Source organism: Corynebacterium sp. NML98-0116, from assembly GCF_001767255.1.
GTDB classification, from domain to species: domain Bacteria; phylum Actinomycetota; class Actinomycetes; order Mycobacteriales; family Mycobacteriaceae; genus Corynebacterium; species Corynebacterium pseudogenitalium.
Window position 1 is genome coordinate 956,727 of record NZ_CP017639.1, and the last position, 23,099, is coordinate 979,825.

The following is a 23,099-nucleotide window of genomic DNA, read 5'->3' on the forward strand; positions in this document are numbered from 1 at the left end:
GCGGATGGTAATAATGGTGCGCAAGGTACTAATGTGTAGCACATGTCTGCCAGGAAACCAGCGCCACGAAATACGCGAGCTTCGACAGGCCCGCGGGACCGTGCACGTTCAACGACGAGCCGTTACGGTGCCCCAGCGTCGATGACGCATCCACCGACCTCGTCCATGGTCGCGGCAGAGACTGCCGATGAACGGGTCGGGTCCGCGACGAGAGTCGTCGGAAGCTCAATTGGCAGTGCAGTTCGCGGAGCTGGTTCGTTGCTTACCAAACTTCGACCACGCCGTAAGGAGAGTTTTGACAGCGTGCCCGACGCAAACGGATACGATGACGAGGACGACAACTTCGATTTTCTTGATGACGGCCCCTCTGCTGAGGCGCCGCAACGTGAAGAGCACCCACGAAGGTCCAGTCGCTCGTTGGGTATCTCGCGTGGCAACGTTGACGCGTATGGTTTAGTGCTCATTGGCCTTGCCGCGATCCTGGGGGCCTCCGTATGGATGGATATCGCTGGCCCGATAGGCAACGTCATTGCGCAGGGTGTTCACTGGGCAATTGGTGCTGGTGCGCTCCTGCTTCCTGTGATTTTGGTCTGCATCGCTATCGCTCTCATGCTGAACGTGAAGGCAGAACCGGCAGTACGTGCCAGGGTGGCGTCGGGCCTGTTGATTATTGGTGTTGCGATGCTTGGCATGATTCATGTCTTCGCTGGCAACCCTGCAGATTGGGAATCCCGCAAGATCGCCGGTGGGGTAGTGGGCACGTTCACCGGTGGTTTGCTCGCCGCTGGATTCTCCTCTTATGTGGCAGTCCCGCTGTTGGGACTTGTTATTGTTTATGGTGCGCTTCGTACAACCGGTATTACTGTGCGTGAGGCCTATGACTTTTTCACTGCGTGGCTTAGCTCGGTATTCCAGCGGCCCGAGACTGACGATGAGTCAGATCCTTACAGTGATGTAGGCCGGGACATTGACGCTATCGCAGAGGGGCGCCCGCGCACGTCGGCAAAGCGCTCGCGGGTTGAGCCTGAATCGAGGAGCCCACGTACCGGTCTTTCTCCACGTACCGCGGCGAAGAAACCAAGGGTTTCTGGGTTTTCGTCTTTCTCGGAGAAGTTGCGAAAGGCCTCCACGCCACTGGATAACTACCCGGCGAAGCCAGCGTCAGCGCCTCAAGCACAGGGTGATGAGACAGAGGTTTTCGATTTCGGTGAAGACTTCGATGCGCAGGAAGGCAGCGACGCCACTGCGGTCATTGAACGTCCTGCGACGAAGGCGGCGTCGAAACGTCAGCCTGCGCAACCCGAGGAGACGAAGATTCTGCCCCGGCCTACGCTTGAGGAGGCTCAACGGGATGCCGTCGATCAGTCGCGAGACGCAGTTCGACAGGCGGTCGTAGCGCGTTCAGGGAAGGACCCAAGCGCAACTCCACCTGAGGCGCCGAAGGATGGCCACGCGAAGAAGGTCGACAGGAATTCCACCTACGTCGTTCCAACAACCGATTTGCTGCTCGCTGGCCAAGCGCCGAAGACTCGCACCGAAGCCAACGATCGCATGATCGAAGCCATCACAGAGGTCTTCGAGGAGTTCAAGGTCAACGCTATGGTGACGGGCTTCTCCCGTGGTCCGACCGTGACCCGCTACGAAGTAGAGCTTGGGCCCGGCGTCAAGGTGTCGAAGATTACCAACTTGCAGTCCAATCTTGCCTATGCAGTCGCGACCGATAACGTTCGTTTGTTGACGCCAATTCCCGGCAAATCTGCCGTCGGCATTGAGGTGCCGAATCAGGACCGTGAAATGGTTCGTCTGCGCGATGTCCTCGAAGCGCCGAATGTTGCTGCAGACGATGACCCTATGCTCATCGGCTTAGGTAAGGACATCGAGGGCGACTTTATTGCCTCTTCGGTGCAGAAGATGCCGCACTTGCTTGTTGCGGGTTCTACGGGATCCGGTAAGTCGGCGTTCGTGAACTCGATGTTGGTTTCCTTGCTGACGCGCGCAACACCTGAAGAAGTACGTCTGATCCTCATCGACCCAAAGATGGTGGAGCTCACTCCGTACGAGGGGATTCCACATCTGATCACGCCAATTATCACGCAGCCGAAGAAGGCTTCGGCGGCACTACAGTGGCTGGTGGAGGAGATGGAGCAGCGGTACATGGACATGAAGACCGCTCGGGTCCGCCACATCAAGGACTTCAACAAGAAGGTGAAGAGCGGTGAAATCACTGCTCCTGCTGGCTCCCAGCGCGAGATGCGTCCCTACCCGTTTATCGTCTGTGTCGTCGACGAGCTTGCCGATCTCATGATGACCGCGCCGAAGGAGATCGAGGACTCGATCGTCCGCATTACGCAGAAGGCCCGCGCAGCAGGTATCCACCTTGTCTTGGCTACGCAGCGACCTTCGGTGGACGTCGTCACGGGCTTGATCAAGACGAACGTGCCGTCCAGGCTCGCGTTTGCAACATCCTCGCTTACTGACTCACGCGTCATCCTCGACCAGGGTGGCGCGGAGAAGCTCATTGGCATGGGCGACGGTCTCTTCATCCCGCAGGGCGCCGGCAAGCCGCAACGCATGCAAGGTGCGTTTGTGTCTGACGCTGAAATCCAAGCCGTCGTGGACGCTGCCAAGAGCCAGGACGAACCACAGTACGTCGAGGGCGTTACGGAAGAGAAGGAGTCCGAGAAGAAAGTTATCGACGACGACATCGGCAAGGACCTGGACGACCTGCTGGAAGCCGTTGAACTCGTTGTTACGGCGCAGCTCGGATCGACCTCCATGCTGCAGCGCAAGCTGCGTATCGGTTTTGCAAAGGCCGGCCGACTGATGGATTTGATGGAGTCCCGTGGCATCGTTGGGCCATCGGAAGGCTCCAAGGCTCGTGAAGTGCTGGTGAAGCCAGAGGAGCTCGAGACCATTCTTTGGATGCTCAAGGGTGCGGATCCCGCGGACGCACCGAAGGACGTCGACGCACAACGTGGTGATGACGCCACTGCAGATGAAGATGACGTTAAGACGGTCGAAGCAACCTACAATCCCACCGGTGGAGCCGTATAACTGGTAGCGACTCCTCTTGATGGTGTAGCCTGGCATTCGCATTGGAGGGGAGTACCCCGCAAGTGCCTCGAATCGTCAACACGGAACATACGTATCCCGGTTGAGGCAGCCGCGTAGCTACGTGGTGGGGGAGACCTCCGGTCTTTCTTTGTCCTATGCAACGACCGGAGGTAACCACGTTGAGTGTCCCCCTATGGATATGGCTGCTCACTGCAGCAATCATTCTGGGCTTTTTCGCCTTTGACTTTCTTATTCACGTTCGCCAGGCCCACGAGCCAACTATCAAAGAATCGGGCTTTTGGACGCTGTTCTACATGACGATGGCAGCGATCTGTGGCGGTGTGATCTGGTGGGAGTGGGACGGCGAGCACGGCGTCCAGTTCTTCACCGGCTACATTACTGAGCTGGCGCTGTCCGTGGACAACTTGTTCGTCTTCGCACTGATCATGGGCGCGTTCAAGATTCCAAGGAAGTATCAGCAAAAGGTGCTGCTCCTGGGCATTGTTATCGCGTTGGTATGCCGCTTGCTGTTTATTCTGCTCGGCGCAGCACTTATCGCGGCGTGGAGCGACGTCTTCTACATCTTCGCAGCGTTCTTGATCTACACGGCTGTCAAGCTCGTCTACGACGAAGCGACTGATGCACCTGAAACAGATCCGAACGATATGGCTGTCGTGAAGGCACTCCGTAAAGTCGTCCCAGTCACGAGCTCCTACCACGGTGACAAGCTGTGGTCGAAGACGAAGGAGGGCAAGTCCGCAGCGACCCCGCTGTTCGTCGCACTGCTCTCCATTGGGTTTATCGACGTAATGTTTGCGTTTGATTCGATCCCAGCAATCTACGGGATTACCTCTGAGGCGTACATCGTGTTTACCGCGAATGCGTTCGCACTCATGGGCCTTCGCCAGATGTTCTTCCTGCTTTCTGGCTTGTTGGACCGTGTGGTGTATCTGCCGTACGGATTGGGCGTAATTCTTGGCTTTATCGGCATCAAACTGTTGCTTCACGCGCTACACGAGAACAATCTGCCATTTGTCAATGGCGGTGAGAACGTGAGCGTACCGGAGGTCGGCACCGTTGCATCGCTCGGCTTCATTGTGGCAGTACTGGTGATTACCGTGCTGTGCTCCATGGTGAAGGACCGAGCGGATATCAAGGCTGGGCGGCGGGACCCGAACGGTCCGAGCTGGCACATTGACTATGACGACCACGGCAATCGCCGGAAAGTCGACAATCAGGGCCACCACATCGAGTGGATTGATGACCCTGCAACGTCGGGCAAGGGCGACCACACCGCCACTGGTTCCCGCGAGACGGATCACCTTCACGTCCAGCGCGGGAGGAAGTAGAACCTCCGCGGTCTAAGGGAACACCCGGGAAACCGGGTTCCACTCGTGGACCTCTCGGCTGCGCAGAGCGTTGTTCTGCCAGTAGGGGTCCGGGTTCATGAGTGATACTGCCTCCGCAGCATCGGCAGTATCTGGTAATTGCACGATGATTAGGGCCTTGCCGGCGTCGACTAGCGGGCCAGATCCGACAATCCTTCCGAGCTCTAGCTGCTTCGCGATGAACTCGCGGTGTGCGGGGCGCGTAGCATCTACGAGGTCCGTATTATCTGAGTACGTGTAATGGAATGCAAAATATTTCATAACACGCAGTCTAAGGGAAAGCATGGGATAGGTAGGGTAGAGGGCGTGACTGAAAAACCATCGAACTGGAACGTACCCAACGTCTTGACGTCGTTGCGAATCATTTTTATCCCCGTCTTCGCATGGTTGGCACTGGACCAGCGATGGGGTGCGGCGTTCGGTGTGTTCGTCGCGCTGATGCTCACGGACAAGCTAGACGGAACAATCGCCCGTACCTACAACCTGATTACCGACTTCGGGAAAATTGCGGACCCGATCGCGGACAAGGCCCTGATGATTACGGCACTTGTAGTACTCAACGTGGCGTCCAACCTTCCTGTGTGGATGACTATCGTCATCGTGGTCCGCGAGCTCGGCATCACCATGTGGAGAATGTGGATGCTGCGCAACGACCAAGTCGTTCCCGCGTCCAAGGGTGGCAAGGTGAAGACAGTGCTCCAGACGGTAGGTGTGGCGCTCTACCTGTGCCCGCTGCCTTCCTGGATGGACGCGCCGTCCTACGTTGTAATGGTGTTGGCCGTAGTCGTCACCGTGGTGACCGGCGTGCAATACCTTGTCGATGCTCGCAAGGTGAATAACTAATGCGAGGTACTGCATCCGATGTGATTGCGGAACTTACTAAGAGGGATGCAACAGTTGGGCTTTGTGAATCGCTCACTGCCGGTTTGGCAAGTGCCGCACTCGCAGGCGTTCCGGGTGCCTCCGCAGCGCTACGAGGCGCGATGGTGACTTACGCGACCGAGTGCAAAGTTACCTTGGCTGGCGTTCCCCAGGACGTCATCGATGAGTTTGGACCTGTTTCTCCGGTGACCGCGAAAGAGATGGCGAAGGCGGCAAGGCGGAAGCTCAACGCAGACTGGGGTCTTTCGCTCACTGGTGTGGCCGGGCCCAGTGAACAGGATGGCCACCCTGTCGGTGAGGTCTGGGTAGGGATCGCCTCAAGTGATGACTGTGAAGCAGTTCTCGCAGGCGACATACTTTCCGACGCCCCTCTCGTACGCGGAACCATTCCAGGATTCAGTCATGCCCGAAACTTGCTACAGGCGCCGCGCAACGAGATACGCGAGTGGGCTGTTGAAGCAGCACTTCGCGTCCTGTTGCATGCCGTGCGGGAACAAAAACACGTTGAGGGGAGTTATACCAAGTGATGACTACGACACTTCTAATCGATACGCCGCTTGAGCCCTCGTTCGATGCACAGGATGAGGTCGCTTTTCCATTTCGCGAGTCTGGAACCCGCCAGAAAGAACCGCTGCTGAGAGAGGCGCTAGGAATGTCACTGCGAGCTTTCCGGGCGGATAAAGGCGTGACGTTGCGATCTCTTGCTGCTCAAGCTCGAGTCTCTTCTGGTTACCTCTCTGAGCTGGAGCGTGGGCGCAAGGAAGTTTCCTCAGAGCTGCTCGCATCGATTTGCGAAGCCCTGGACACTACGGTTTCAGAAGTTGTTCTCGAGGCTGTTGCGAACCTTTCACTGCAATCGATGAACGATGAATTCGCTACGGCTGATGCGATTCACGCATAGCGGAGCAGCGCTGTAACAGATAGAATACGAAACAGTTTGGCCGTGGACACGGCCAATTTCAATGCTCAGCGAAAGGTAAAACGCAACACTATGGCAAACCCGTTTTCAAAATTCTGGAACTACCTGATGGCACTTTTCGACAACAAGATCGAAGAGAATGCTGATCCAAAGATCCAGATTGAGCAAGCAATTTCCGAGGCTCAGCGCCAGCACCAGGCGCTTTCGCAGCAGGCAGCCGCGGTTATCGGTAACCAGCGTCAGCTGGAAATGCAGCTGAATCGTCGCTTGGAGGAAGTCGAGAAGCTTCAAGCGAACGCTCGCCAGGCGCTCCAATTAGCAGATAAGTCCCGCTCCAACGGTGACGCACAGAAGGCGACCGAGTATGAGAACGCTGCTGAGGCGTTCGCGGCGCAGCTTGTTACCGCAGAGCAGGGCGTTGAAGACACGAAGGCGCTGCACGACCAGGCACTTCAGCAGGCCGCACAGGCAAAGCAAGCCGTGGAGCGCAACGCGGCACACCTGCAACAGCAGGTCGCTGAGCGTTCGAAGTTGCTGTCGCAGCTTGAGCAGGCCAAGATGCAGGAGAAGGTTTCCGAGACCATGCGCTCGATGAACTCGTTGACCGCCTCCGGCCCGAATTTGGACCAGGTTCGCGACAAGATTGAGCGCCGCTACGCGAACGCACTGGGTGCTGCAGAGCTCGCGGAGAACTCGATCCAAGGCCGCATGGCTGAGGTGGAGCAGGCTGGAATCCAGATGGCAGGCCACAGTCGGCTCGAGCAGATTCGCGCAGAGATGTCTGGCGAGTTGACCTCGGGAAAGGAACAGCAGTCGATTGAGCAGGGCAAGACCGGCGCCCCGCAAGCAAGTCAGGACGCCGTCGCACGTCGGATGCGTGAGCTCCGCGGCGAAGCCTAAGGCGTGGTAAAGAAAGCTCCAGGATTTCTATAGAAACCTGGAGCTTTTGCTTTGCCCTGCGAAGGATTGAAGGCGGTTAGTCGAGCGCGCCACGAGCGACAAGTGCATCGCCGATCTGTTCCGCCCTTCGGATACTTCGCACGATGAGCGGTACGCCAAACGCGAGGGGAGAAAATCCCAGTCCTCGGGCCTTGCGGGCGTCGAGAACTTCCTGCGATGTCTGCAAGATGAGCGGGATGAGACGGAGCGTGAGGGCGATAGCGAGGCTGATTTTCTCAGTTGGTATTCCGAAACGGCCGAGCGGTTTGAGGCCTTCCTCGAGCGATACAAGGAGCGCTTCAACTGTTGTGGTCAGAGTAAGAAGGTTTGCGGCGAGAATCGTTGCGAACAACGTAATCAGCGTGACGCCGGCAAGCCAGATGCCATTTTGCCAGACAAGGAATGCGCCGAGTATTGCGAGCAAGGGAAGAATTGGCACGAGCTGATTGGCAACGATTCGGATCGGAATTCTTGCCACGATGTACAGAACGAAGATCAAGCCTAGCAACGTGAGCGCGATTGGGAACGTACGCCCGAAGTTGGTCGCTATGAGGATGTACAGAATGAGCAGTACGAATTTCTTCTTTGGGCTCATACGGTGGAGCAGCGTTTTGCCTGGGACGTACACGCCCATTGGTAGCGAGTCAATCTTCACTGTTCGGCTCCATTAGCTGAGTGTAGAACTGAATCGAGTCTGCTGGTGTGCCGTCGTATGCAATGACGCCGTCGTTGACACAAACTACTCGGTCGAAGTCACTGAGTAACTCTAGATCATGGGTCACCACGATTGTTTGTTGATCAAGCGAGTTCAATTCAGCGATTATTCGCCGACGGTTTCGCAGGTCAAGCAATGTTGTTGGCTCGTCTGCGATGATGGTGGTCGGTTCAGTCACCAGTACCGCGGCCAGCGCGAGAAGCTGTTTTTCACCGCCAGAGAGCGTATGAGGTGATTGTTCTGCCTTGTGCAAGAGTTTGAAGCGTTCCAGTACCTCATCGACGCGTTGCTCTTTCTCTGCCTTAGAGAGCTTGAACTTCTTCAATGAAAACGCCACGTCATCGTGGACTTGGGGCATGACAATCTGGCTTTCTGCGTCGGAGAACACGAACCCGACACGTCGGCGGACTTCAGAGCTACGAGTTGCAAGCGAAATTCCGTCGTAGAATACCTCGCCTGTGCTCGGCTCTTCGAGCCCATTGATAAGCCGGACGAGCGTTGACTTACCAGAACCGTTCGAGCCAATGATGCCGATCCGATGTTCCTGCAACGTAAGTGAAAATGGTTGGAGCAGTGTGTTGTCATTACGTACGACGCTCACGTCGTTGAAGCTGATCTGCGGCATGGAAATAATCCAGTTTATGCGCGACGGAGTGAGGGGAGTGCAGCGCGAACTGCGAATGCGATGAACACAATCACTAGCACCTTGGCGGTGTCAGGGATGACAAACGGTAGCTGTGCTGCCCATGCAGCGCCAAAGGTCATGTTTGCGCGTGCCATCAATCCAAACACCCCAAAGAAGTACTGCAGGAACAGGCCAGCGAACCCGGCTCCAAGAAGGAGGGCGATATTCACGAAAGAGCTCTTGCTGGAAGCGCGGTAGGCGATGAGACCTGCAACAAATGCGCTTGCGATGTAGCCAACCAGATATCCGATTGTAGGGCTTCCCAGGGCATAGACGACGGTGCGTCCACCTGCGAGAACGGGAAGAGCAAGTCCGATGAGGAGGAACAATAGCACTGTGTAGGTTCCCCGTTTAGGGCCGAGCACGAGCGCCGCGAGAATACAAGCAGCGTTCTGCATGACGATTGGAACGCCGGCAGCGCCGACTGGAATAGAGACAAACCCGAGTACGATGATCACCGCCGCGAACACGGCGATGTATGCGAGGTCTTGGGCTTCAATCTTTGATTGCGGAATGCTTTTTGACATAGCGAGAATAGTACTTGAACAGTGTTCAGTTCGCTATGAAATCGTATTGATTTTTCTGCGCGTATATTTGAGGCCATGCGATTAACGGAGTTTCACCAACTCGTCCAGGATGAATTTGGGTCTGATCGGGCGTCATGGATTATTGAGGCGCAACTTTTGCCTCGTCATGGGTGTACCGCCGCAGAGGTTATCGAAAATGGAGGCGATTTGCGTCAAGCCTGGGACGAACTCTGTGACGCCTTTGATGTTCCAGAGGCGCGTCGCCTTGGCGTAGATCGGCCGGGTTTCTAGCTGCTCTCGCCGTTTTGCACTTTTAATTCGAACATGTATGCGTGTACACTCTGGTGATGTCTCGGCACTTGCCTATAGTCAGATCCAGATTTAGAAGTCATCGGGAACCGTAACCCTCGAAGGTGAGTCTAAACATGTGTGTGGGCGATGGCGTATGCAAAAACGCCGCCGCCGAACTCGAACAGAATGAACATTAAGGAGAACATGTAAATGGCTGCGAAAAAGAAAACCGCATCAGCCGCGAAAGATCGCCAGAATGCGCTAGATGCTGCACTCGCAATGATCGAGAAGGATTATGGCAAGGGGGCTGTGATGCGTCTCGGTGATGAGAACAGGCCTCCAATTCGGTCGATTTCATCTGGGAATACGGCTATTGACGTCGCTCTGGGGATCGGTGGGTGGCCACGCGGCCGCATCGTTGAGATTTACGGACCTGAGTCTTCCGGTAAGACAACTGTTGCGCTTCACGCCATCGCTTCCGCGCAGCGGGCCGGCGGAATCGCAGCTTTTATCGACGCCGAGCATGCTCTGGACCCGGATTATGCCCGCAAGCTGGGCGTCGATACTGATAACTTGCTCGTTTCTCAGCCAGATACAGGGGAGCAGGCACTGGAGATCGCGGACATGCTTGTCCGATCTGGCGCGATTGACATCATCGTCATTGACTCGGTTGCCGCACTGACGCCTAAGGCTGAAATTGAAGGTGAGATGGGTGACTCTCACGTTGGCCTCCAGGCTCGGTTGATGTCGCAGGCACTGCGGAAGATGACAGGTGCGCTGTACAACTCCGGCACTACAGCGATTTTTATTAACCAGCTGCGTGAGAAGATCGGCGTCATGTTCGGTTCACCCGAGACAACTACGGGCGGTAAAGCGCTGAAGTTCTACTCCTCGGTTCGTTGTGATGTCCGACGTATCCAGACGTTGAAGGACGGACAGGATTCCATCGGAAACCGAACCCGCCTCAAAGTAGTGAAGAACAAGGTTTCGCCACCATTCAAGATCGCAGAGTTTGACATTATGTACGGAGAGGGCATCTCTCGGGAATCGTCCATTATTGACATGGGCGTAGAGAACGGCTTCGTGAAGAAGTCAGGTTCCTGGTTTACCTACGAAGGCGATCAACTTGGACAGGGCAAGGAAAAGGCGCGCAATTTCCTGAAGGAGAACCCGGACCTTGCGGACGAGATCGAGCAAAAGATTTTCCGTGCATTGGGGGTTGGCGAATTTGCCGATGATGATGCGCTGACTGATGACCCAGTAGACATGGTGCCAAACATTGACTTCGACGACGAGGAAGAGCCAGCGAAGGCGAAGTAATACGTGGCAACACCAGATCCGGAAAAGATTCAACGCCTGCAGGACGCACTTGCCGAATGGGAAGCTACCGGTGGGAATGGAGAACTCTTCAACTACGAACGTGAAGAAGCCCTCGCTCCAGTACGGCGGCGTGCATTAAGGTTGCTGGATCAGCGACCGCGATCAGAGCATGAACTCAGGGAGCGTCTTGTCAAGGCTGAGTTCCCAGCGCCTCTCGTTGATGAGGTACTGGCGTCTCTTCGCGCGTCCTCGCTTCTCGACGATCGGCGCTTCGCCCATGAATGGGTTCGACAGCGGGCGAAACGTCGAGGAAAGTCGAGAAGCTTTCTGGACCGCGAGCTCAGGGAAAAAGGAGTCTCAGAAACAGATCGGCGCGCCGCGCTCGCACAAATCAGTGACGAGGACCAACACGCAATTGCTGAAGCCCTCGCGGAAAAGAAGGCGCGAGAAGTGAAAACACCACCAGCGGGGCACGCGGAGTACACCCGCGCGCTGCGCAGGGTTGTCGGAGTGCTGGCGCGTCGAGGCTTTCCACAAGGTATGTGCATGTCTATCGCAAGAACTGCACTAGATACAAGGGTTGAATCACTTCGAGAGACTTCCTAGGGAGCAATTTGCGGCGTTTGGGCGGGGTAGTTGGCAGTGGCTAGAATGTTCAGCCGTGCCTGCGTAGGCCCGCGTAATCAACCAGGAAAGGCGAACCAGATGGCTGCATCAAGGACATACGAAGTACGAACCTTCGGATGCCAAATGAACGTTCATGATTCGGAGCGGTTGTCGGGTCTGCTGGAAGATTCGGGGTACGTGGCAGTTGAAGATGGGCAGGCCCCAGACCTCATCGTTTTCAACACCTGTGCCGTGCGTGAAAACGCAGACAAGCGTTTGTACGGAACGCTTGGACATTTGAAAAAGGTTAAGGAATCGCAGCCTGATTTGCAGATTGCGGTTGGTGGATGTCTGGCGCAGAAAGACAAAGACCACGTTATCCAGAGAGCACCGTGGGTAGACGCGGTCTTCGGGACCCACAATATGGGCTCACTGCCGGTACTGCTGGAACGTGCACGAGTACAGGGCGAGGCGCAAGTTGAAATTGCAGAAGCGCTCGAAGTATTTCCTTCTGTTCTTCCAGCGAAACGTGAAAGTAGCTATGCGGGCTGGGTTTCGGTGTCTGTCGGGTGCAATAATACGTGTACATTCTGTATCGTTCCGAGTCTGCGTGGCAAAGAAGTTGATCGCCGTCCGGGCGATATCCTCGCCGAGGTACAGGCGCTCGTGGATCAAGGCGTCTTAGAAGTCACTTTGCTTGGCCAAAACGTCAATGCTTACGGTGTGCATTTCGTTGACGAGGAAATGGAGCGAGATAGGTCCGCGTTTTCAAAACTGCTACGAGCGTGTGGCGAGATCGAAGGCCTCGAGCGTGTTCGCTTCACCTCCCCGCACCCCGCAGAGTTTACATCTGACGTCATCGACGCAATGGCAGAAACCCCGAACGTTTGCCCGCAGCTACATATGCCGTTGCAGTCGGGGTCTGACAAAGTACTCAAGGACATGCGCCGTTCGTACCGATCCAAGAAGTTTTTAGGCATTTTGGATGAGGTCCGTGAGAAGCTTCCTGAGGCTTCGATCACCACCGATATCATTGTCGGATTCCCAGGCGAGACGGAAGAAGACTTCCAGGCAACGCTTGATGTAGTTGAGAAGGCACGATTCACGTCCGCCTATACATTCCAGTACTCACCGCGCCCTGGGACCCCGGCGGCTGAAATGGAAAACCAGGTTCCGAAAGCTGTGGTGCAGGAGCGGTTCGAACGACTGCTTGAACTCCAGGAACGAATCAGCCTGGAAGAGAATGAAAAGCTCATTGGATCTGTGCAAGAACTCCTTGTTCAGCAGGACGAAGGTCGAAAGCACGAGACGACTCACAGAATGTCAGGACGCGCTCGCGACGGCAGGCTCGTGCACTTTGCTGTCGATGAGGCCAATCGATCTGCCATCCGTCCGGGTGACATTGTTACCGCTCGTATCACCGAAGCAAAGTCATATTTTCTGATCGCGGATTCTGGTGTGCTTTCACACCGACGCACACTCGCGGGTGATCACGCTGAGGCAGGCGAGGTACCAACGACTGCACCTGTTGGGGTGGGACTTGGAATTCCTACGGTTGCACGTCCAGACATCGTTCCAGTGACTAACGTAAGCAACACTGGCTGCTGCACGACTCCTGAAGCGTAAACCACGCGACTACTGGAAGGGAGACTTCAATGAAAATGGAATTAGGATCCGCGCGCTGGGTACTCGGTATTGCAAGTATTGGGTGGCTTGTTGCGCTGTTTTTGCCCTTCGTTGGTGACATTCCCGGATGGCAGGTGCTCGCGGTGGGCGAAGGCGCCCGCAGTGCAGATACCAAGATCACGGAGTACGTATTTGTATGGCTAGGCTTCTTAGGCGTAGGCGTTTGCACGTCGCTAGTGACGGTTTCGCGACGTTTCGGAATGGCCACAGCCGCGTGGATGATTTCAACAGTTGCCCTGGTTAGCTCGTTGCTGGCAGTGTGGCTGCGGAAGTCGAGTACCGGTGTTGCAGGAACGTTTCAGCACGGGCCCGGGTTTTACCTAGAAGTTGTCGCGGTACTCCTGGTCGTGTTGACGTACATTCCGCTGTTCGTGCGAAAGACAGCGGTTGCCCCGGAACTGCTCCGGAATCAGCCAAGCGAAATCGACGCGGATATCGCGGATGCGCAATTGAATGCGACGCGGACTCATCAGGAGCAAGAAACGAACCCACTGCTTGTCGATGACCGACGAGCGAACGCGGCACGACGCCACAAAAGAAGCAACTAGCTATCGAGCTTTGGTACGCCCTTCTGCCAGGCCGTCGCCTGGCTTATCCCGGTTGGGGCATAGTGGTCGAGAATGTGGCTCGCACCCGGCTGCGGGTTGGGATAAGAAGCGTAGATCTGCTTCGTTTGTGGCCAAATCGAGAGCGCGGCTGATATCGCAGAAGCCAAGGCGCGCTTGCCTAAACCGAGTCCCCGGCTTGCCTCCCGTACGTACACCAGCCCGATTTCTGCAACAGAATCTGCGTCATTCTCGAATTTTGCTACCTCTGCAAGCCCGACCGGTTTCCCTGAGACATCACGGGCAATGGCGGTGATCTGGGAACCGCCGCGGTCCTTGAGACGTGCAGCAGCGTCCTGAAGACGGGACGCAGACCACTGGACAGGCTCGAGCGATAGTGAACCACGAGGGTATTTCGCTGCGGACTCCTGGAGAGTAGCTAAGAAGGAGGGCAGATCAGTAGGGTCGAATGCCATGTCTTCAATCACGTCGCACCTATCATTCTGGTCAGGCGCCACGATAGCGTCCGCGTTGATAATTGCCTGTCGCTCACAGTGCGCCGGCGTGTAGCCGTCAGCGCGAAGGAATGGGTGCTCCGGTGCCCCCAATGGCTCCGTGATCCAAATCTGACGGATGGGACGGTGCAACTCTGCAGAAAGCGCGTCAATCAGCGCGAGCGCACTTCGCCACACGTGCGCCGGCTGCTCCTCCCCGGGAAGAGGAGCGATGGAGGCGTCGATAGTGACGTTCGCTTCTAACACATCGACGTCCTCAAGTAGAGGAAGCGATATGAGCACCCAGCCTTCGACGTCGTACAGATCATCCTCAGTCAGCACTGGGTAACCGAACGCTCCAAGGGACCGTGGCGCTGGTTTGCTACACAGCGCGAAGAGAAGCGCTAACGATTCTTCGGATCCCTCCAGGCGTTTCGCGAGATGGGCTGCACTCACTCCGGAGTGCGCTTCTCCCGTAATGTCCTGGATAGCAAGCGTGACTGAGAATGCGTAGGAGGAGACTGCGGCGTGTGACGGGTCGGCACTCCCTACGATCAAGGGATATAGCACTACTGCTCGTCGACGGCCTTCGCTGCGACGTTGGCAAACTCCTGCCACTGCTCAGCCTGTTCACGGAGCTTCGCCGCCTTGGAGGAATTCCCGGCTGCCTCAGCTTCCTGAGCCTGCTGCAGGAAGTGATCAGCTTTCTCCTGGAACTGATTCACCCGCGCTTGTGCCTCAGGGTCTGCTTTGCGCCATCGTGATTCCTCTGCATCCGCTACGCGCTGTTCCAGCCGAGCAATCTTGTCTTCGTACGTACGGACCTTGTTGCGAGGCACAAATCCAATTTCGTCCCACTTCTCCTGGAGCTCACGCAGCTTGGCACGTGCCGCACCTAGACCCTTCTCTGGAGTGATGAGCGCATCGTACTCATCTATAAGTGCGTCCTTAGCTGCAGCATTTGCTTCAAATTCGCGGTCGCGCTCCGCGTTTACGGCGTTGCGGGCGGCGAAGAAGTGATCCTGAGCAGCGCGGAACTGTGCCCACAGCTCATCGTCGACGCCACGTGGGGCGCGTCCGGCTGCTTTCCACTCATCCATCAGAGAGCGGTAGGCACGGGCGGTGGCGTTCCAATCCGTTGAGTCCTGGATTGCCTGCGCGCGGGCGATGATATCCTCCTTGATACGACGAGCCGTTGCGCGATTCCTATCGAGCTCAGCGAAGTGAGCCCCACGACGGCGATTGAAGGCATCGCGTGCACGCGAGTAGCGCTTCCAGAGCGCGTCGTCGGTTGTGCGATCGATACCGCGGATCGTCTTCCATTCTTCGAGGATCGCTCGAATCCTGTCCCCGGCAGCCTTCCAGTCCGTAGACTTCTCGGCGATCTCCTCAGCCTCGGCCGCTAGACTTTCCTTTTTGGCAATTGCGTTAGCCCGTCGGGTCTGCTTGAGTTCCTTTGCTTCGTGTTCCGCAACCTCTGTTTTGCGCAGTAATTCTTCTAGGCGTGCCTCGAGCGCTGCGAAGTCGCCAATTGCGGCGACGTCTTTCAGCGAGTCTTTCAGCTCAGTCACGCTGCGATGCAGAGTGTGTGCGTCCTCTGGGTGTGCAGTGAGTCGCGCCTCCAGGACTTCAGTTTCGACGATGAGGTCGTCGAAACGCTGCCCGTAGTGGCGAAGTCCTTCCTCGGGAGACCCGGCCTGCCAAGATGCGATCTGACGCTCAACGCCGTCACGGGTGACAAAAACATTGCCGGCATCATCGACGCGCCCGAACTTCGACGGATCAGTGTTCGCTGATGACGACTGAGCATGCGCGAGTGGAACAACCCGCTGTGAAGGAACAGACTGTGCCGCACCTGGACGAGGTCCGGGCTTCGGCGTTTGCTTCGGCATGGCAGCCGGGTTCGGACGTCCAGCTGGTGGCTGTGGCTTTGGAGTCGAGGAAGTCATGAAACAGTCCTTTCACAAATAGCTGTGCCGCGCGTCACGGCGCCGAGATACATAATCGACGGCATTCTCGTCTTCATAACTCTAGCGTGTTGCAGACGAACATGCGTCATGTGTCATGGTTTCAACTCCGAGAAAACCCCACTATGGTGGGCGAGGTGAATGAAGCCCGTGCCTGCCTACTTGTCATGCCTGGTTCGCCAGCTCTCGTGCGAGAACTCGCACCTGCTGACGAACCGTCGCAGCGTTTGCTGAACTCAATTAGAGAGACAGCCGGAAAACTGACGAAAACTATTGACATTGTGTGCAGCCACGACAGGAGATGGGCAACGCACCTTGCTGGCTCGTTTGCTGCCTGGGGAGCACCACACGTCGAAGTAGGAGGTGGGCACGTATTAGGCGAACTTGTCGCCAGATACTGCCTTCACGGGGCTACGGTGCGTGAGAGTCGTGAGCACCTGTTGCCGTTAGATCCTTCAGTGCTCACAGTGTTGGTAGTCGATGGACCTGCAGGGCTGACAACTCGCGCCCCGCTAGCGTTAATCCCTGCGGCTGCTGATACGAACGACAAACTCCAGGCTTTGTTGTCAGGAAAGCAAAGCTCCCTGATCCGTGAGCAGGAAATGCGAGACGCAGGAGTACTGGAACCAGATATTTGGCTTGAGCTACAAACACTGCAGCCAACGAAGGCCACACTCGTAGACGTAGACGACACGTTGGGCGTTGGTCGGTATGTTGCTTACTGGGAGGTAGAGCAGTGAACAAGGAGATCGGACACCAACCAGTAGCAATCGTCGGCCCGACGGCTTCAGGTAAGTCCTCGCTGAGTCTCGCGCTTGCGCACGAACTCGATGGTGAGATTGTCAACGTTGACTCGATGCAGCTTTACCGCGGGATGGATATCGGCACTGCCAAATTACCTCTCGCGGAGCGACAAGGAATACCGCACCACCTGCTTGATATCTGGGAGGTTACGAAAACCGCCAGTGTCGCAGAGTATCAGCAACGAGCGGTGGAGACCGTTGAGGAGATCTCCAATCGAGGAAAGCTGCCGATTCTCGTTGGTGGGTCCATGCTGTACATGCAGTCACTTGTCGACGCTTGGCAGTTCCCGCCAACCGACCCCGAAGTCCGCGGGCGCTACGAGTCTCTATTGAAGGAAATCGGAATAGATCGCCTTCATGCGCAGCTAGCTGCAGTTGACCCTGTGGCGGCGTCGATAATTGAAGACCGTGACCCCCGGCGCACAGTGCGTGCACTCGAAGTCATTGAGCTTACTGGTAAGCCTTTTCAGGCATCTCAACCCCCCAAAAACGCCCCTACACGCTGGGGTACGCGCATGATTGGGCTGGAGACAACCCCAGAGTGGCTCAACCCGCGGATTGCGCAGCGTACTGATGCGATGTTCGAGCAGGGGCTCATCGATGAGATTCATCGGTTGGTGGGCCAGGGATTAGCGAAGGATTCGACTGCTGGCAGAGCTATCGGATACGCCCAAGGACTTGGAGTTATCGACGGCCACCTCACCATCGACGAAGCTTGCGAGGACACCAAACTGCGAACGCGGCGCTATGTGCGGCGTCAGAAATCCTGGTTTAGGCGCGACAAACGAATCACTTGGATTGACGCGGCGAACTATGACGTTGCGGAACTAGTAGCACAGCTTGGTTGATTACGACGGACCAATTTCTCGAGCAGCGTTACGGGCAGCCACCCAGGCGTCCTCAAGCTCGAGGGCGCGCTCGTCCGCAATTCGAATGAGTTTTTCAAGGTGGACGCGTTCCAAGTCCGGTGACTGCAAGTAGGTGTCAACGCGCGCGAGAAAGCGCTGTGCCGCACTGTACTTGAGATGAAATTCGCTGATTTCTGGTACAGAAAGATCGGTGTTCGCAAGCGCGGGAAAATGAAGCGTGCGGTCGGCCAACGCCTGCGTCGAGCTACCATGTTGCAAGTTATCAAATGCTTCAACGATGTCGCGGATGTCATCGCATGCAATCAGAAGCGATGAGCGAAGCGACTCTACTTCCGGGTTAGGAATAAAACGCCTGCGGGTCAAAAGCGCCGTGACACCAATCAGCCCGGCGATGATGGCGCCAGGAGTCTTGAGGAGCAGCACAAGCAGCACCATGACGGCGAAGATCAGGGCGCCCCACAGTGCTATGGAAAGATCACGACGTGCTGGATCCATGAGTAGTGCCTAGTTCCTAGCAGCCGCCACCGCAACCGCAGGAGCCACCACAACCACCACATCCGCCACCTGTAGGCACCGGGATGGTACCGACCATGACGGCGTTGCCTGCGATGACTTGGTCGCGTTGGGGGAGATCGCCATCAGGTAAGCAAACGTCGAATGGAAACGCCCCGTCGACTGAAACATGAATGAAGCGGTCACCCGTCAACTCCGACGTGCGGTATTCAGCTTCCAGCACGCGTGCGGAAAAAGTGGCTTTTGCATCGGGGGAGGAGGCTGCCCCAGTTGCAATCGCTTCGGCTCCTGCAGAAATGACTGTGCCAACCGTGCTACCAGGGTGCTCCTCAAGATAAGCAGAGGTGGATTCGTACGTGCTCACATCGAGTGCAAGGGCGGTCACGCTGAGCTCTTGCCACTGGATTGTGGGCTCATCGACGATCAATGGCTCCTGCGCCAGGTTTAGCGTCAGAGATCCGATTGGATTCCCATGTGGATCCACAACCTCAGCAAGCGCAACCACATCGGTTGCCGGGGTGATGTGCGCGTTTGTGCGTGTGATGCCCTCAAAGCCGGCAAAGGTGGCGAAAGGCTCAACTGCCAAGATATTCAGCTGCGCACCAGAGCGGTCCTGGTATTGGACCATTTGGCCGCCACGTACCTCACCGATAACACCGAGGCGACCGGATGCGATTGCAGCTTCTACCGCGTCTTGCCACTTAGGAAAGCTCAGGCCGATCGCTGCCAGATCCTTGTTTTCAGTCAGAGGTTGTTGGTTCATAAATGTGAAGCCTAGTCGAATGCGCTCTGAGGTGAAGAAATGTGGTGGAAGAAAAATGGGTGGGCTACCGTTGAGCAAGGAAGAAAGCGAAAAAAGTTACGTATACCCACTATTTTTGAAAGCTTGCATGAATTCGAAATCAACCACTCCTGATTCGCATGAGGCGTTGCTGGATGAAGCGTTTCGCCATAACGCACAGACGCGCACCGAAACCTCGGGAACAGACCTATCGACGCCAACACAGGGCGCACTCGACCTAGAGGAACGAAACTCGTTTCGTCGCGTAAACACCACGACAGAGCTGCGCAACGAAGACCGGGAAGACATCTACGAAGTCGAGTACCGTAAACTGCGGCTCGAGCGCGTCATCCTTGTTGGAGCATGGACTGAAGGTTCCACTGCCGAAATGGAAGCAAACATGCGGGAATTGGCAGCACTGACCGAAACCGCAGGCGCTGAAGTTATTGACATGCTCTATCAAAAACGAGATAAGCCGGATCCAGGGACATACATTGGTTCCGGAAAGGTGAAAGAGCTGCGCGAGATTGTCGACGCCAGTGGAGTGGACACCGTCGTATTCGACGGTGAGCTATCCCCTGGTCAAATGGTGGCGCTAGAGGAAGCCCTCAACTCTAAAGTGATCGACCGAACGATGCTCATTCTGGATATCTTTGCTCAACACGCAAAGAGCAAGGAGGGCAAAGCACAAGTTAGCCTCGCGCAGATGGAGTATCTCTACACCCGTACCCGTGGTTGGGGCGGCAACCTTTCGCGCCAGGCCGGTGGTCGTGCGGGTTCGAATGGCGGCGTTGGTTTGCGCGGTCCTGGTGAAACCAGAATTGAGGCAGACCGGCGAAGGTTGCGCTCAGAGATGGCAAAGCTGCGTCATCAATTAGCAGACATGGAGACTGTTCGTCAGATTAAGCGCGCGAAGAGGCAGAGCTCGACGACACCCAAGATTGCGATTGCCGGATACACGAACGCAGGGAAGTCCTCACTCATTAACGCAATGACGGACGCCGGCGTGCTTGTGGAAGACGCATTGTTTGCAACGCTTGACCCATCCACGAGACGCGCAACGCTGGCTGATGGGCGAAACGTCGTTTTGACGGACACAGTTGGTTTCGTTCGGCACCTGCCGACCCAGTTGGTCGAGGCGTTTAAGTCGACGCTGGAGGAAGTGAGCAATGCAGACCTTTTGCTACACGTCGTTGATGGAGCAGACGAGTTCCCACTCAAGCAGATTGCTGCCGTGAGCGAGGTGCTGGCAGAGATCACGCGAGATAAAGATTCCGAATTGCCTCCGGAGATTGTGGTCGTCAACAAGATTGACTCCGCTGACCCTGTGGTTTTGGCAGAGTTACGCCACGTGTTTGACGCGACCGGTCGGGAAGCGGTGTTTGTCTCAGCGCTCACGGGTGAGGGTATTGCTGAACTCGAGGGAAAAATCGAGATGTTCCTGAACACGCTCGATGAGCATGTAGTCATGCTGATCCCCTACACCCGAGGAGATGTTGTCTCACTCGTCCATGAACACGGGACGATTCGCTCCGAAGAATATGAAACCGACGGCACCAGGATCGATGTCCGCTTGCCACGAGTTCTGGCGCGCCAGTATGACGAGTTTGTCCAGCAGGTCTACTAGAGACTGCTGGAGTGGTGAATTAACGCCAGTAGGCGTCGATCTCCTTGTAGAACTCCACATCGCCGAGGCCGGATGCTGCGGCTTCGTCGAGTAATATGCACACATCGTTGTGCATTTGCAGCGATGAGGCAGGGCAGAAAGAGCTCAAGGGCCCTTCGATCATTGCTTGGACAGCCTCGGCCTTCGCTGCACCGGTAGCGATGAGGAGGATCTTCTTCGCTTCCAAGATGGTGCCGATGCCCTGTGTCATTGCCTGGCGAGGCACTTCATCTTCTGACTCGAAGAAGCGTGCGTTGTCAGCAATGGTCCGCGGGCGTAGATCAATCAGTCGGGTCCGGGAACTCAGCGAGCTGGTCGGCTCGTTGAAAGCGATATGGCCGTTCGCGCCGATGCCGAGCAGCTGAATGTCGACACCACCGGCGTCTTTCATCATGGACTCATACGTCGCAGCCTCTTGCTCCGGATCGGCCGCTGAGCTGCTAAGCGAGTGCACGGCCGCGTCATCGATATCGATTGATGCCGTCAGCTCGCGTCGGATTGTGGACCAGTATGACTGCTCGTGGTGTTGATCGATTCCGTAGTATTCGTCGAGCAAGAATGCGTCACAGTCGGCGAAGCTGAGGCCTTCCTCGCGGTGCTTTCGGATTAGTGCCTGATACGTTGGACTCGGTGTCGAGCCAGTAGCAAGACCAAGCGTTGCACCTTGCTTGACGAATGGTTCAATCATGTTTGCAGCGAAATCGCCAATTTCGTCTGCCGTGCGGCGAATGAAAATCTCCATGCGTATTACGCTACTTTGCCCAATTCGCTTTCGGCAATTATCTAGCGACATAATATGAGCCTGTGAGTAAAACTATTGGATGGACCTTGCATGGCGACGGGCGCCGCGTTCTGCCCGGCGCGGTGGTCGCCCCTGATGAACGCCTTTCTTGGCCTCGAACAATTGGCATCGGCATGCAGCATGTCGTAGCAATGTTCGGAGCCACACTTCTCGTTCCAACGTTGACGGGATTCCCTGTAAACACAACGCTGCTGTTTTCAGGACTGGGAACCATCATCTTTTTGCTGATTACCCGTAATAAACTGCCTAGCTACCTTGGCTCGTCATTCGCTTTCATCGCGCCGCTGTCTGCGTCGTCCCAGTACGGAATCGGCTCTCAGTTGGGCGGGGTACTCATCACGGGTCTGACGTTGATTGCAGTTGGCTTTGTTGTTCAACTTGCAGGCAAGAAAGTTATCGACGCCGTCATGCCTCCCACGGTCACTGGTGCCATCGTCGCGTTGATCGGTTTCAATCTTGCGCCGACTGCCGTTTCTAATGTGGAAACTCAGCCCGGGGTCGCGTTTGTCACGCTCGGCACGATTGCTCTGCTGACTGTCGCTGCGAGGGGAATGCTGTCTCGTCTGAGCATTCTGATCGGCGTCATCGTCGGCTGGGTGTTTGCGGCGCTCACTGGCGGGTTATCGGATGATGCACTGGACACAATTGGCGCTAGTCCTTGGATCGGCTTGCCGCAGTTCCATACGCCAGAGTTCCACCTCTCAGCGATTTTGGTGACGCTTCCTGTCATCGTCGTGCTGATCGCGGAGAATATTGGTCATGTCAAGGCAGTTTCTGAGATGACGCAACGCGACCTGGACCCATACCAAGGCAGGGCGTTGATCGGTGACGGTATCGCGACGACATTGGCTGGTGGCTTTGGCGGCTCTGGTACAACGACTTATGCGGAGAACATTGGCGTGATGGCTGCTACCAAGGTTTACTCGACGGCTGCGTATTGGGTCGCATCGTGTTTCGCGATCGTTTTGGCGTTCATCCCGAAGTTCGGCGCAGTCATCTTCACAATCCCAGCCGGTGTGCTGGGCGGAGCGTGCCTGGTTCTTTACGGCCTGATTGGAATGCTTGGTGTACGTATTTGGCAGGATAACAAGGTAGATTTCACGAACCCGGTGAACCTAACAGTTGCGGCTGTGGCACTCATTGTTGGTATCGGCAACCTGTCGTTCACTGTCGGTCAGGTGACGCTTGAGGGCATTGCCCTGGGGTCGGTCGGCATCATCGTGTTCTATCCTCTGTTGAAGTGGATTTACAACACAGTGGGTGAGGGGCAGTTCAACGCTGCATCTCGAAAATAGCTCGAACAAGCAAAAGCCCGAGCGCTCAGATGTAGCGCCCGGGCTTTTGTTGTGGGATTTACTCTTCGTCGAGGTTCTTCTCGATCAATGCGGCAATCTTTTCAACTGCCTCACTGTTGTCAGAGGTAACGGTGACCTCATCACCGAACTCGGCGCCCATTGCCATGATCATCAACGAGGAAGCAGCATCCGTCTCTTCCTCGTCCTCGTCACCGACAAGGGTCAGGATGACCTCGTCATCGTATTCACCGGCGGCGTCAGAAATAATGGTTGCTGGACGTGCGTGCAGTCCAACGGTGGATCCGACTTTAACTGTCTTTGAAGCCATGTGCTTCATCCTTTCTGCTTTGAA

Annotated in this window: 25 protein-coding genes; 15 read left to right on the forward strand and 10 right to left on the reverse strand. The window is 56.1% G+C overall.

Annotated elements, in window-relative coordinates; all coding sequences use genetic code 11:
* The first annotated feature begins 42 nt into the window (after nt 1-42).
* Nucleotides 43-3,054 (forward strand): DNA translocase FtsK, encoded by a 3,012-nt coding sequence (locus tag BJP05_RS04185; protein ID WP_070362318.1) that lies wholly within the window; start codon nt 43-45, stop codon nt 3,052-3,054.
* Nucleotides 3,055-3,233: 179 nt separating this feature from the next.
* Nucleotides 3,234-4,403: a TerC family protein gene (locus BJP05_RS04190; protein WP_070362319.1), complete on the forward strand. Its 1,170-nt coding sequence runs from the start codon at nt 3,234-3,236 to the stop codon at nt 4,401-4,403.
* A gap of 12 nt (nt 4,404-4,415) precedes the next feature.
* Here BJP05_RS04190 and BJP05_RS04195 read toward each other — a convergent pair whose 3' ends face one another.
* Nucleotides 4,416-4,703: a YciI family protein gene (locus BJP05_RS04195; protein ID WP_070362320.1), complete on the reverse strand. Its 288-nt coding sequence runs from the start codon at nt 4,701-4,703 to the stop codon at nt 4,416-4,418.
* A gap of 45 nt (nt 4,704-4,748) precedes the next feature.
* On the opposite strand from BJP05_RS04195, the gene pgsA reads away from it, so the two are divergent.
* From pgsA to BJP05_RS04215, 4 genes are all read left to right on the forward strand, one after another.
* Entirely contained in the window at nt 4,749-5,285 is a 537-nt protein-coding gene (gene pgsA / locus BJP05_RS04200; RefSeq protein ID WP_240492803.1) for a CDP-diacylglycerol--glycerol-3-phosphate 3-phosphatidyltransferase, read from the forward strand.
* Entirely contained in the window at nt 5,285-5,851 is a 567-nt protein-coding gene (locus BJP05_RS04205; protein WP_070362321.1) for a CinA family protein, read from the forward strand. Before pgsA ends, BJP05_RS04205 begins: the two co-directional genes overlap by 1 nt.
* A complete protein-coding gene (locus BJP05_RS04210) occupies nt 5,851-6,225 on the forward strand; it encodes a helix-turn-helix domain-containing protein (protein ID WP_083290921.1) in 375 nt (124 codons plus the stop codon). The genes BJP05_RS04205 and BJP05_RS04210 overlap by 1 nt, the downstream gene beginning before the upstream one ends.
* Nucleotides 6,226-6,315: 90 nt before the next feature.
* Entirely contained in the window at nt 6,316-7,143 is an 828-nt protein-coding gene (locus BJP05_RS04215; protein ID WP_070362323.1) for a PspA/IM30 family protein, read from the forward strand.
* A gap of 76 nt (nt 7,144-7,219) precedes the next feature.
* Here BJP05_RS04215 and BJP05_RS04220 read toward each other — a convergent pair whose 3' ends face one another.
* From BJP05_RS04220 to BJP05_RS04230, 3 genes are read right to left on the reverse strand one after another with little or no spacing between them, the layout of a single operon-like run.
* Nucleotides 7,220-7,837 carry an energy-coupling factor transporter transmembrane protein EcfT gene (locus BJP05_RS04220; protein ID WP_371327493.1) on the reverse strand — a complete coding sequence of 206 codons (618 nt, stop codon included), beginning with the start codon at nt 7,835-7,837 and terminating at the stop codon, nt 7,220-7,222.
* The gene (locus BJP05_RS04225; protein WP_070362324.1) at nt 7,827-8,522 is read right to left on the reverse strand and encodes an energy-coupling factor ABC transporter ATP-binding protein; all 696 of its coding nucleotides are present in this window, start codon (nt 8,520-8,522) and stop codon (nt 7,827-7,829) included. Before BJP05_RS04225 ends, BJP05_RS04220 begins: the two co-directional genes overlap by 11 nt.
* A 14-nt stretch (nt 8,523-8,536) precedes the next feature.
* Nucleotides 8,537-9,109 carry a biotin transporter BioY gene (locus BJP05_RS04230; protein ID WP_070362325.1) on the reverse strand — a complete coding sequence of 191 codons (573 nt, stop codon included), beginning with the start codon at nt 9,107-9,109 and terminating at the stop codon, nt 8,537-8,539.
* A 75-nt stretch (nt 9,110-9,184) separates the two neighbouring features.
* On the opposite strand from BJP05_RS04230, the gene BJP05_RS10950 reads away from it, so the two are divergent.
* The 5 genes from BJP05_RS10950 (at nt 9,185) to BJP05_RS04245 (ending at nt 13,560) form a co-directional block, all read left to right on the forward strand.
* Nucleotides 9,185-9,400 carry a DUF3046 domain-containing protein gene (locus BJP05_RS10950; protein WP_083290922.1) on the forward strand — a complete coding sequence of 72 codons (216 nt, stop codon included), beginning with the start codon at nt 9,185-9,187 and terminating at the stop codon, nt 9,398-9,400.
* A 210-nt stretch (nt 9,401-9,610) separates the two neighbouring features.
* Nucleotides 9,611-10,720, forward strand: coding sequence for a recombinase RecA (gene recA, locus BJP05_RS04235; RefSeq protein ID WP_070362326.1), 1,110 nt, complete (start codon nt 9,611-9,613; stop codon nt 10,718-10,720).
* 3 nt (nt 10,721-10,723) lie between these two features.
* Nucleotides 10,724-11,326 (forward strand): recombination regulator RecX, encoded by a 603-nt coding sequence (recX, locus tag BJP05_RS10955; RefSeq protein ID WP_071572548.1) that lies wholly within the window; start codon nt 10,724-10,726, stop codon nt 11,324-11,326.
* Nucleotides 11,327-11,425: 99 nt separating this feature from the next.
* Nucleotides 11,426-12,952 (forward strand): tRNA (N6-isopentenyl adenosine(37)-C2)-methylthiotransferase MiaB, encoded by a 1,527-nt coding sequence (gene miaB, locus BJP05_RS04240; RefSeq protein WP_070362327.1) that lies wholly within the window; start codon nt 11,426-11,428, stop codon nt 12,950-12,952.
* A gap of 29 nt (nt 12,953-12,981) precedes the next feature.
* Nucleotides 12,982-13,560: a hypothetical protein gene (locus tag BJP05_RS04245; protein WP_070362328.1), complete on the forward strand. Its 579-nt coding sequence runs from the start codon at nt 12,982-12,984 to the stop codon at nt 13,558-13,560.
* Here BJP05_RS04245 and BJP05_RS04250 read toward each other — a convergent pair.
* The gene (locus tag BJP05_RS04250) at nt 13,557-14,609 is read right to left on the reverse strand and encodes a GNAT family N-acetyltransferase (protein WP_240492804.1); all 1,053 of its coding nucleotides are present in this window, start codon (nt 14,607-14,609) and stop codon (nt 13,557-13,559) included. The genes BJP05_RS04245 and BJP05_RS04250 overlap by 4 nt on opposite strands.
* Nucleotides 14,610-14,620: 11 nt before the next feature.
* On the reverse strand, nt 14,621-16,000 hold the full coding sequence (locus BJP05_RS04255) for a DUF349 domain-containing protein (protein ID WP_369822077.1): 1,380 nt from the start codon (nt 15,998-16,000) through the stop codon (nt 14,621-14,623).
* Between the two features lie 434 nt (nt 16,001-16,434).
* On the opposite strand from BJP05_RS04255, the gene BJP05_RS11580 reads away from it, so the two are divergent.
* Nucleotides 16,435-16,758 (forward strand): hypothetical protein, encoded by a 324-nt coding sequence (locus tag BJP05_RS11580; RefSeq protein ID WP_320072698.1) that lies wholly within the window; start codon nt 16,435-16,437, stop codon nt 16,756-16,758.
* Nucleotides 16,755-17,669, forward strand: a complete 915-nt coding sequence (miaA, locus tag BJP05_RS04265; protein ID WP_240492805.1) for a tRNA (adenosine(37)-N6)-dimethylallyltransferase MiaA — start codon at nt 16,755-16,757, stop codon at nt 17,667-17,669. Before BJP05_RS11580 ends, miaA begins: the two co-directional genes overlap by 4 nt.
* On the opposite strand, the gene BJP05_RS04270 is transcribed toward miaA, so the two are convergent.
* Both BJP05_RS04270 and BJP05_RS04275 read right to left on the reverse strand, forming a co-directional pair.
* Nucleotides 17,670-18,185, reverse strand: a complete 516-nt coding sequence (locus BJP05_RS04270) for a hypothetical protein (RefSeq protein ID WP_070362331.1) — start codon at nt 18,183-18,185, stop codon at nt 17,670-17,672.
* 16 nt (nt 18,186-18,201) lie between these two features.
* Complete coding sequence (locus tag BJP05_RS04275; protein ID WP_070362332.1) at nt 18,202-18,966, reverse strand: hypothetical protein; 765 nt, start codon at nt 18,964-18,966, stop codon at nt 18,202-18,204.
* A gap of 127 nt (nt 18,967-19,093) precedes the next feature.
* On the opposite strand from BJP05_RS04275, the gene hflX reads away from it, so the two are divergent.
* Nucleotides 19,094-20,611 carry a GTPase HflX gene (gene hflX, locus BJP05_RS04280; protein ID WP_070362333.1) on the forward strand — a complete coding sequence of 506 codons (1,518 nt, stop codon included), beginning with the start codon at nt 19,094-19,096 and terminating at the stop codon, nt 20,609-20,611.
* 19 nt (nt 20,612-20,630) lie between these two features.
* Here the strand turns inward: hflX and nagB are convergent, their stop codons facing one another.
* Nucleotides 20,631-21,392: a glucosamine-6-phosphate deaminase gene (gene nagB, locus BJP05_RS04285; protein WP_070362334.1), complete on the reverse strand. Its 762-nt coding sequence runs from the start codon at nt 21,390-21,392 to the stop codon at nt 20,631-20,633.
* A 62-nt stretch (nt 21,393-21,454) separates the two neighbouring features.
* Here nagB and BJP05_RS04290 point away from each other — a divergent pair, with 62 nt between their 5' ends.
* Entirely contained in the window at nt 21,455-22,747 is a 1,293-nt protein-coding gene (locus tag BJP05_RS04290; protein WP_070362335.1) for a uracil-xanthine permease family protein, read from the forward strand.
* 58 nt (nt 22,748-22,805) lie between these two features.
* Here the strand turns inward: BJP05_RS04290 and BJP05_RS04295 are convergent, their stop codons facing one another.
* A complete protein-coding gene (locus BJP05_RS04295) occupies nt 22,806-23,075 on the reverse strand; it encodes an HPr family phosphocarrier protein (protein WP_070363496.1) in 270 nt (89 codons plus the stop codon).
* Nucleotides 23,076-23,099 lie beyond the last annotated feature (24 nt).

Coding starts and splice junctions, on each gene's coding strand:
- BJP05_RS04185 (WP_070362318.1), top strand. CDS start 43: ATGTCTGCCAGGAAACCAGCGCCACGAAATACGCGAGCTTCGACAGGC.
- BJP05_RS04195 (WP_070362320.1), bottom strand. CDS start 4,703: ATGAAATATTTTGCATTCCATTACACGTACTCAGATAATACGGACCTC.
- BJP05_RS04205 (WP_070362321.1), top strand. CDS start 5,285: ATGCGAGGTACTGCATCCGATGTGATTGCGGAACTTACTAAGAGGGAT.
- BJP05_RS04210 (WP_083290921.1), top strand. CDS start 5,851: ATGACTACGACACTTCTAATCGATACGCCGCTTGAGCCCTCGTTCGAT.
- BJP05_RS04215 (WP_070362323.1), top strand. CDS start 6,316: ATGGCAAACCCGTTTTCAAAATTCTGGAACTACCTGATGGCACTTTTC.
- BJP05_RS04225 (WP_070362324.1), bottom strand. CDS start 8,522: ATGCCGCAGATCAGCTTCAACGACGTGAGCGTCGTACGTAATGACAAC.
- BJP05_RS04230 (WP_070362325.1), bottom strand. CDS start 9,109: ATGTCAAAAAGCATTCCGCAATCAAAGATTGAAGCCCAAGACCTCGCA.
- BJP05_RS10950 (WP_083290922.1), top strand. CDS start 9,185: ATGCGATTAACGGAGTTTCACCAACTCGTCCAGGATGAATTTGGGTCT.
- recA (WP_070362326.1), top strand. CDS start 9,611: ATGGCTGCGAAAAAGAAAACCGCATCAGCCGCGAAAGATCGCCAGAAT.
- miaB (WP_070362327.1), top strand. CDS start 11,426: ATGGCTGCATCAAGGACATACGAAGTACGAACCTTCGGATGCCAAATG.
- BJP05_RS04245 (WP_070362328.1), top strand. CDS start 12,982: ATGAAAATGGAATTAGGATCCGCGCGCTGGGTACTCGGTATTGCAAGT.
- BJP05_RS04255 (WP_369822077.1), bottom strand. CDS start 16,000: ATGACTTCCTCGACTCCAAAGCCACAGCCACCAGCTGGACGTCCGAAC.
- BJP05_RS04270 (WP_070362331.1), bottom strand. CDS start 18,185: ATGGATCCAGCACGTCGTGATCTTTCCATAGCACTGTGGGGCGCCCTG.
- BJP05_RS04275 (WP_070362332.1), bottom strand. CDS start 18,966: ATGAACCAACAACCTCTGACTGAAAACAAGGATCTGGCAGCGATCGGC.
- hflX (WP_070362333.1), top strand. CDS start 19,094: ATGAATTCGAAATCAACCACTCCTGATTCGCATGAGGCGTTGCTGGAT.
- nagB (WP_070362334.1), bottom strand. CDS start 21,392: ATGGAGATTTTCATTCGCCGCACGGCAGACGAAATTGGCGATTTCGCT.
- BJP05_RS04295 (WP_070363496.1), bottom strand. CDS start 23,075: ATGGCTTCAAAGACAGTTAAAGTCGGATCCACCGTTGGACTGCACGCA.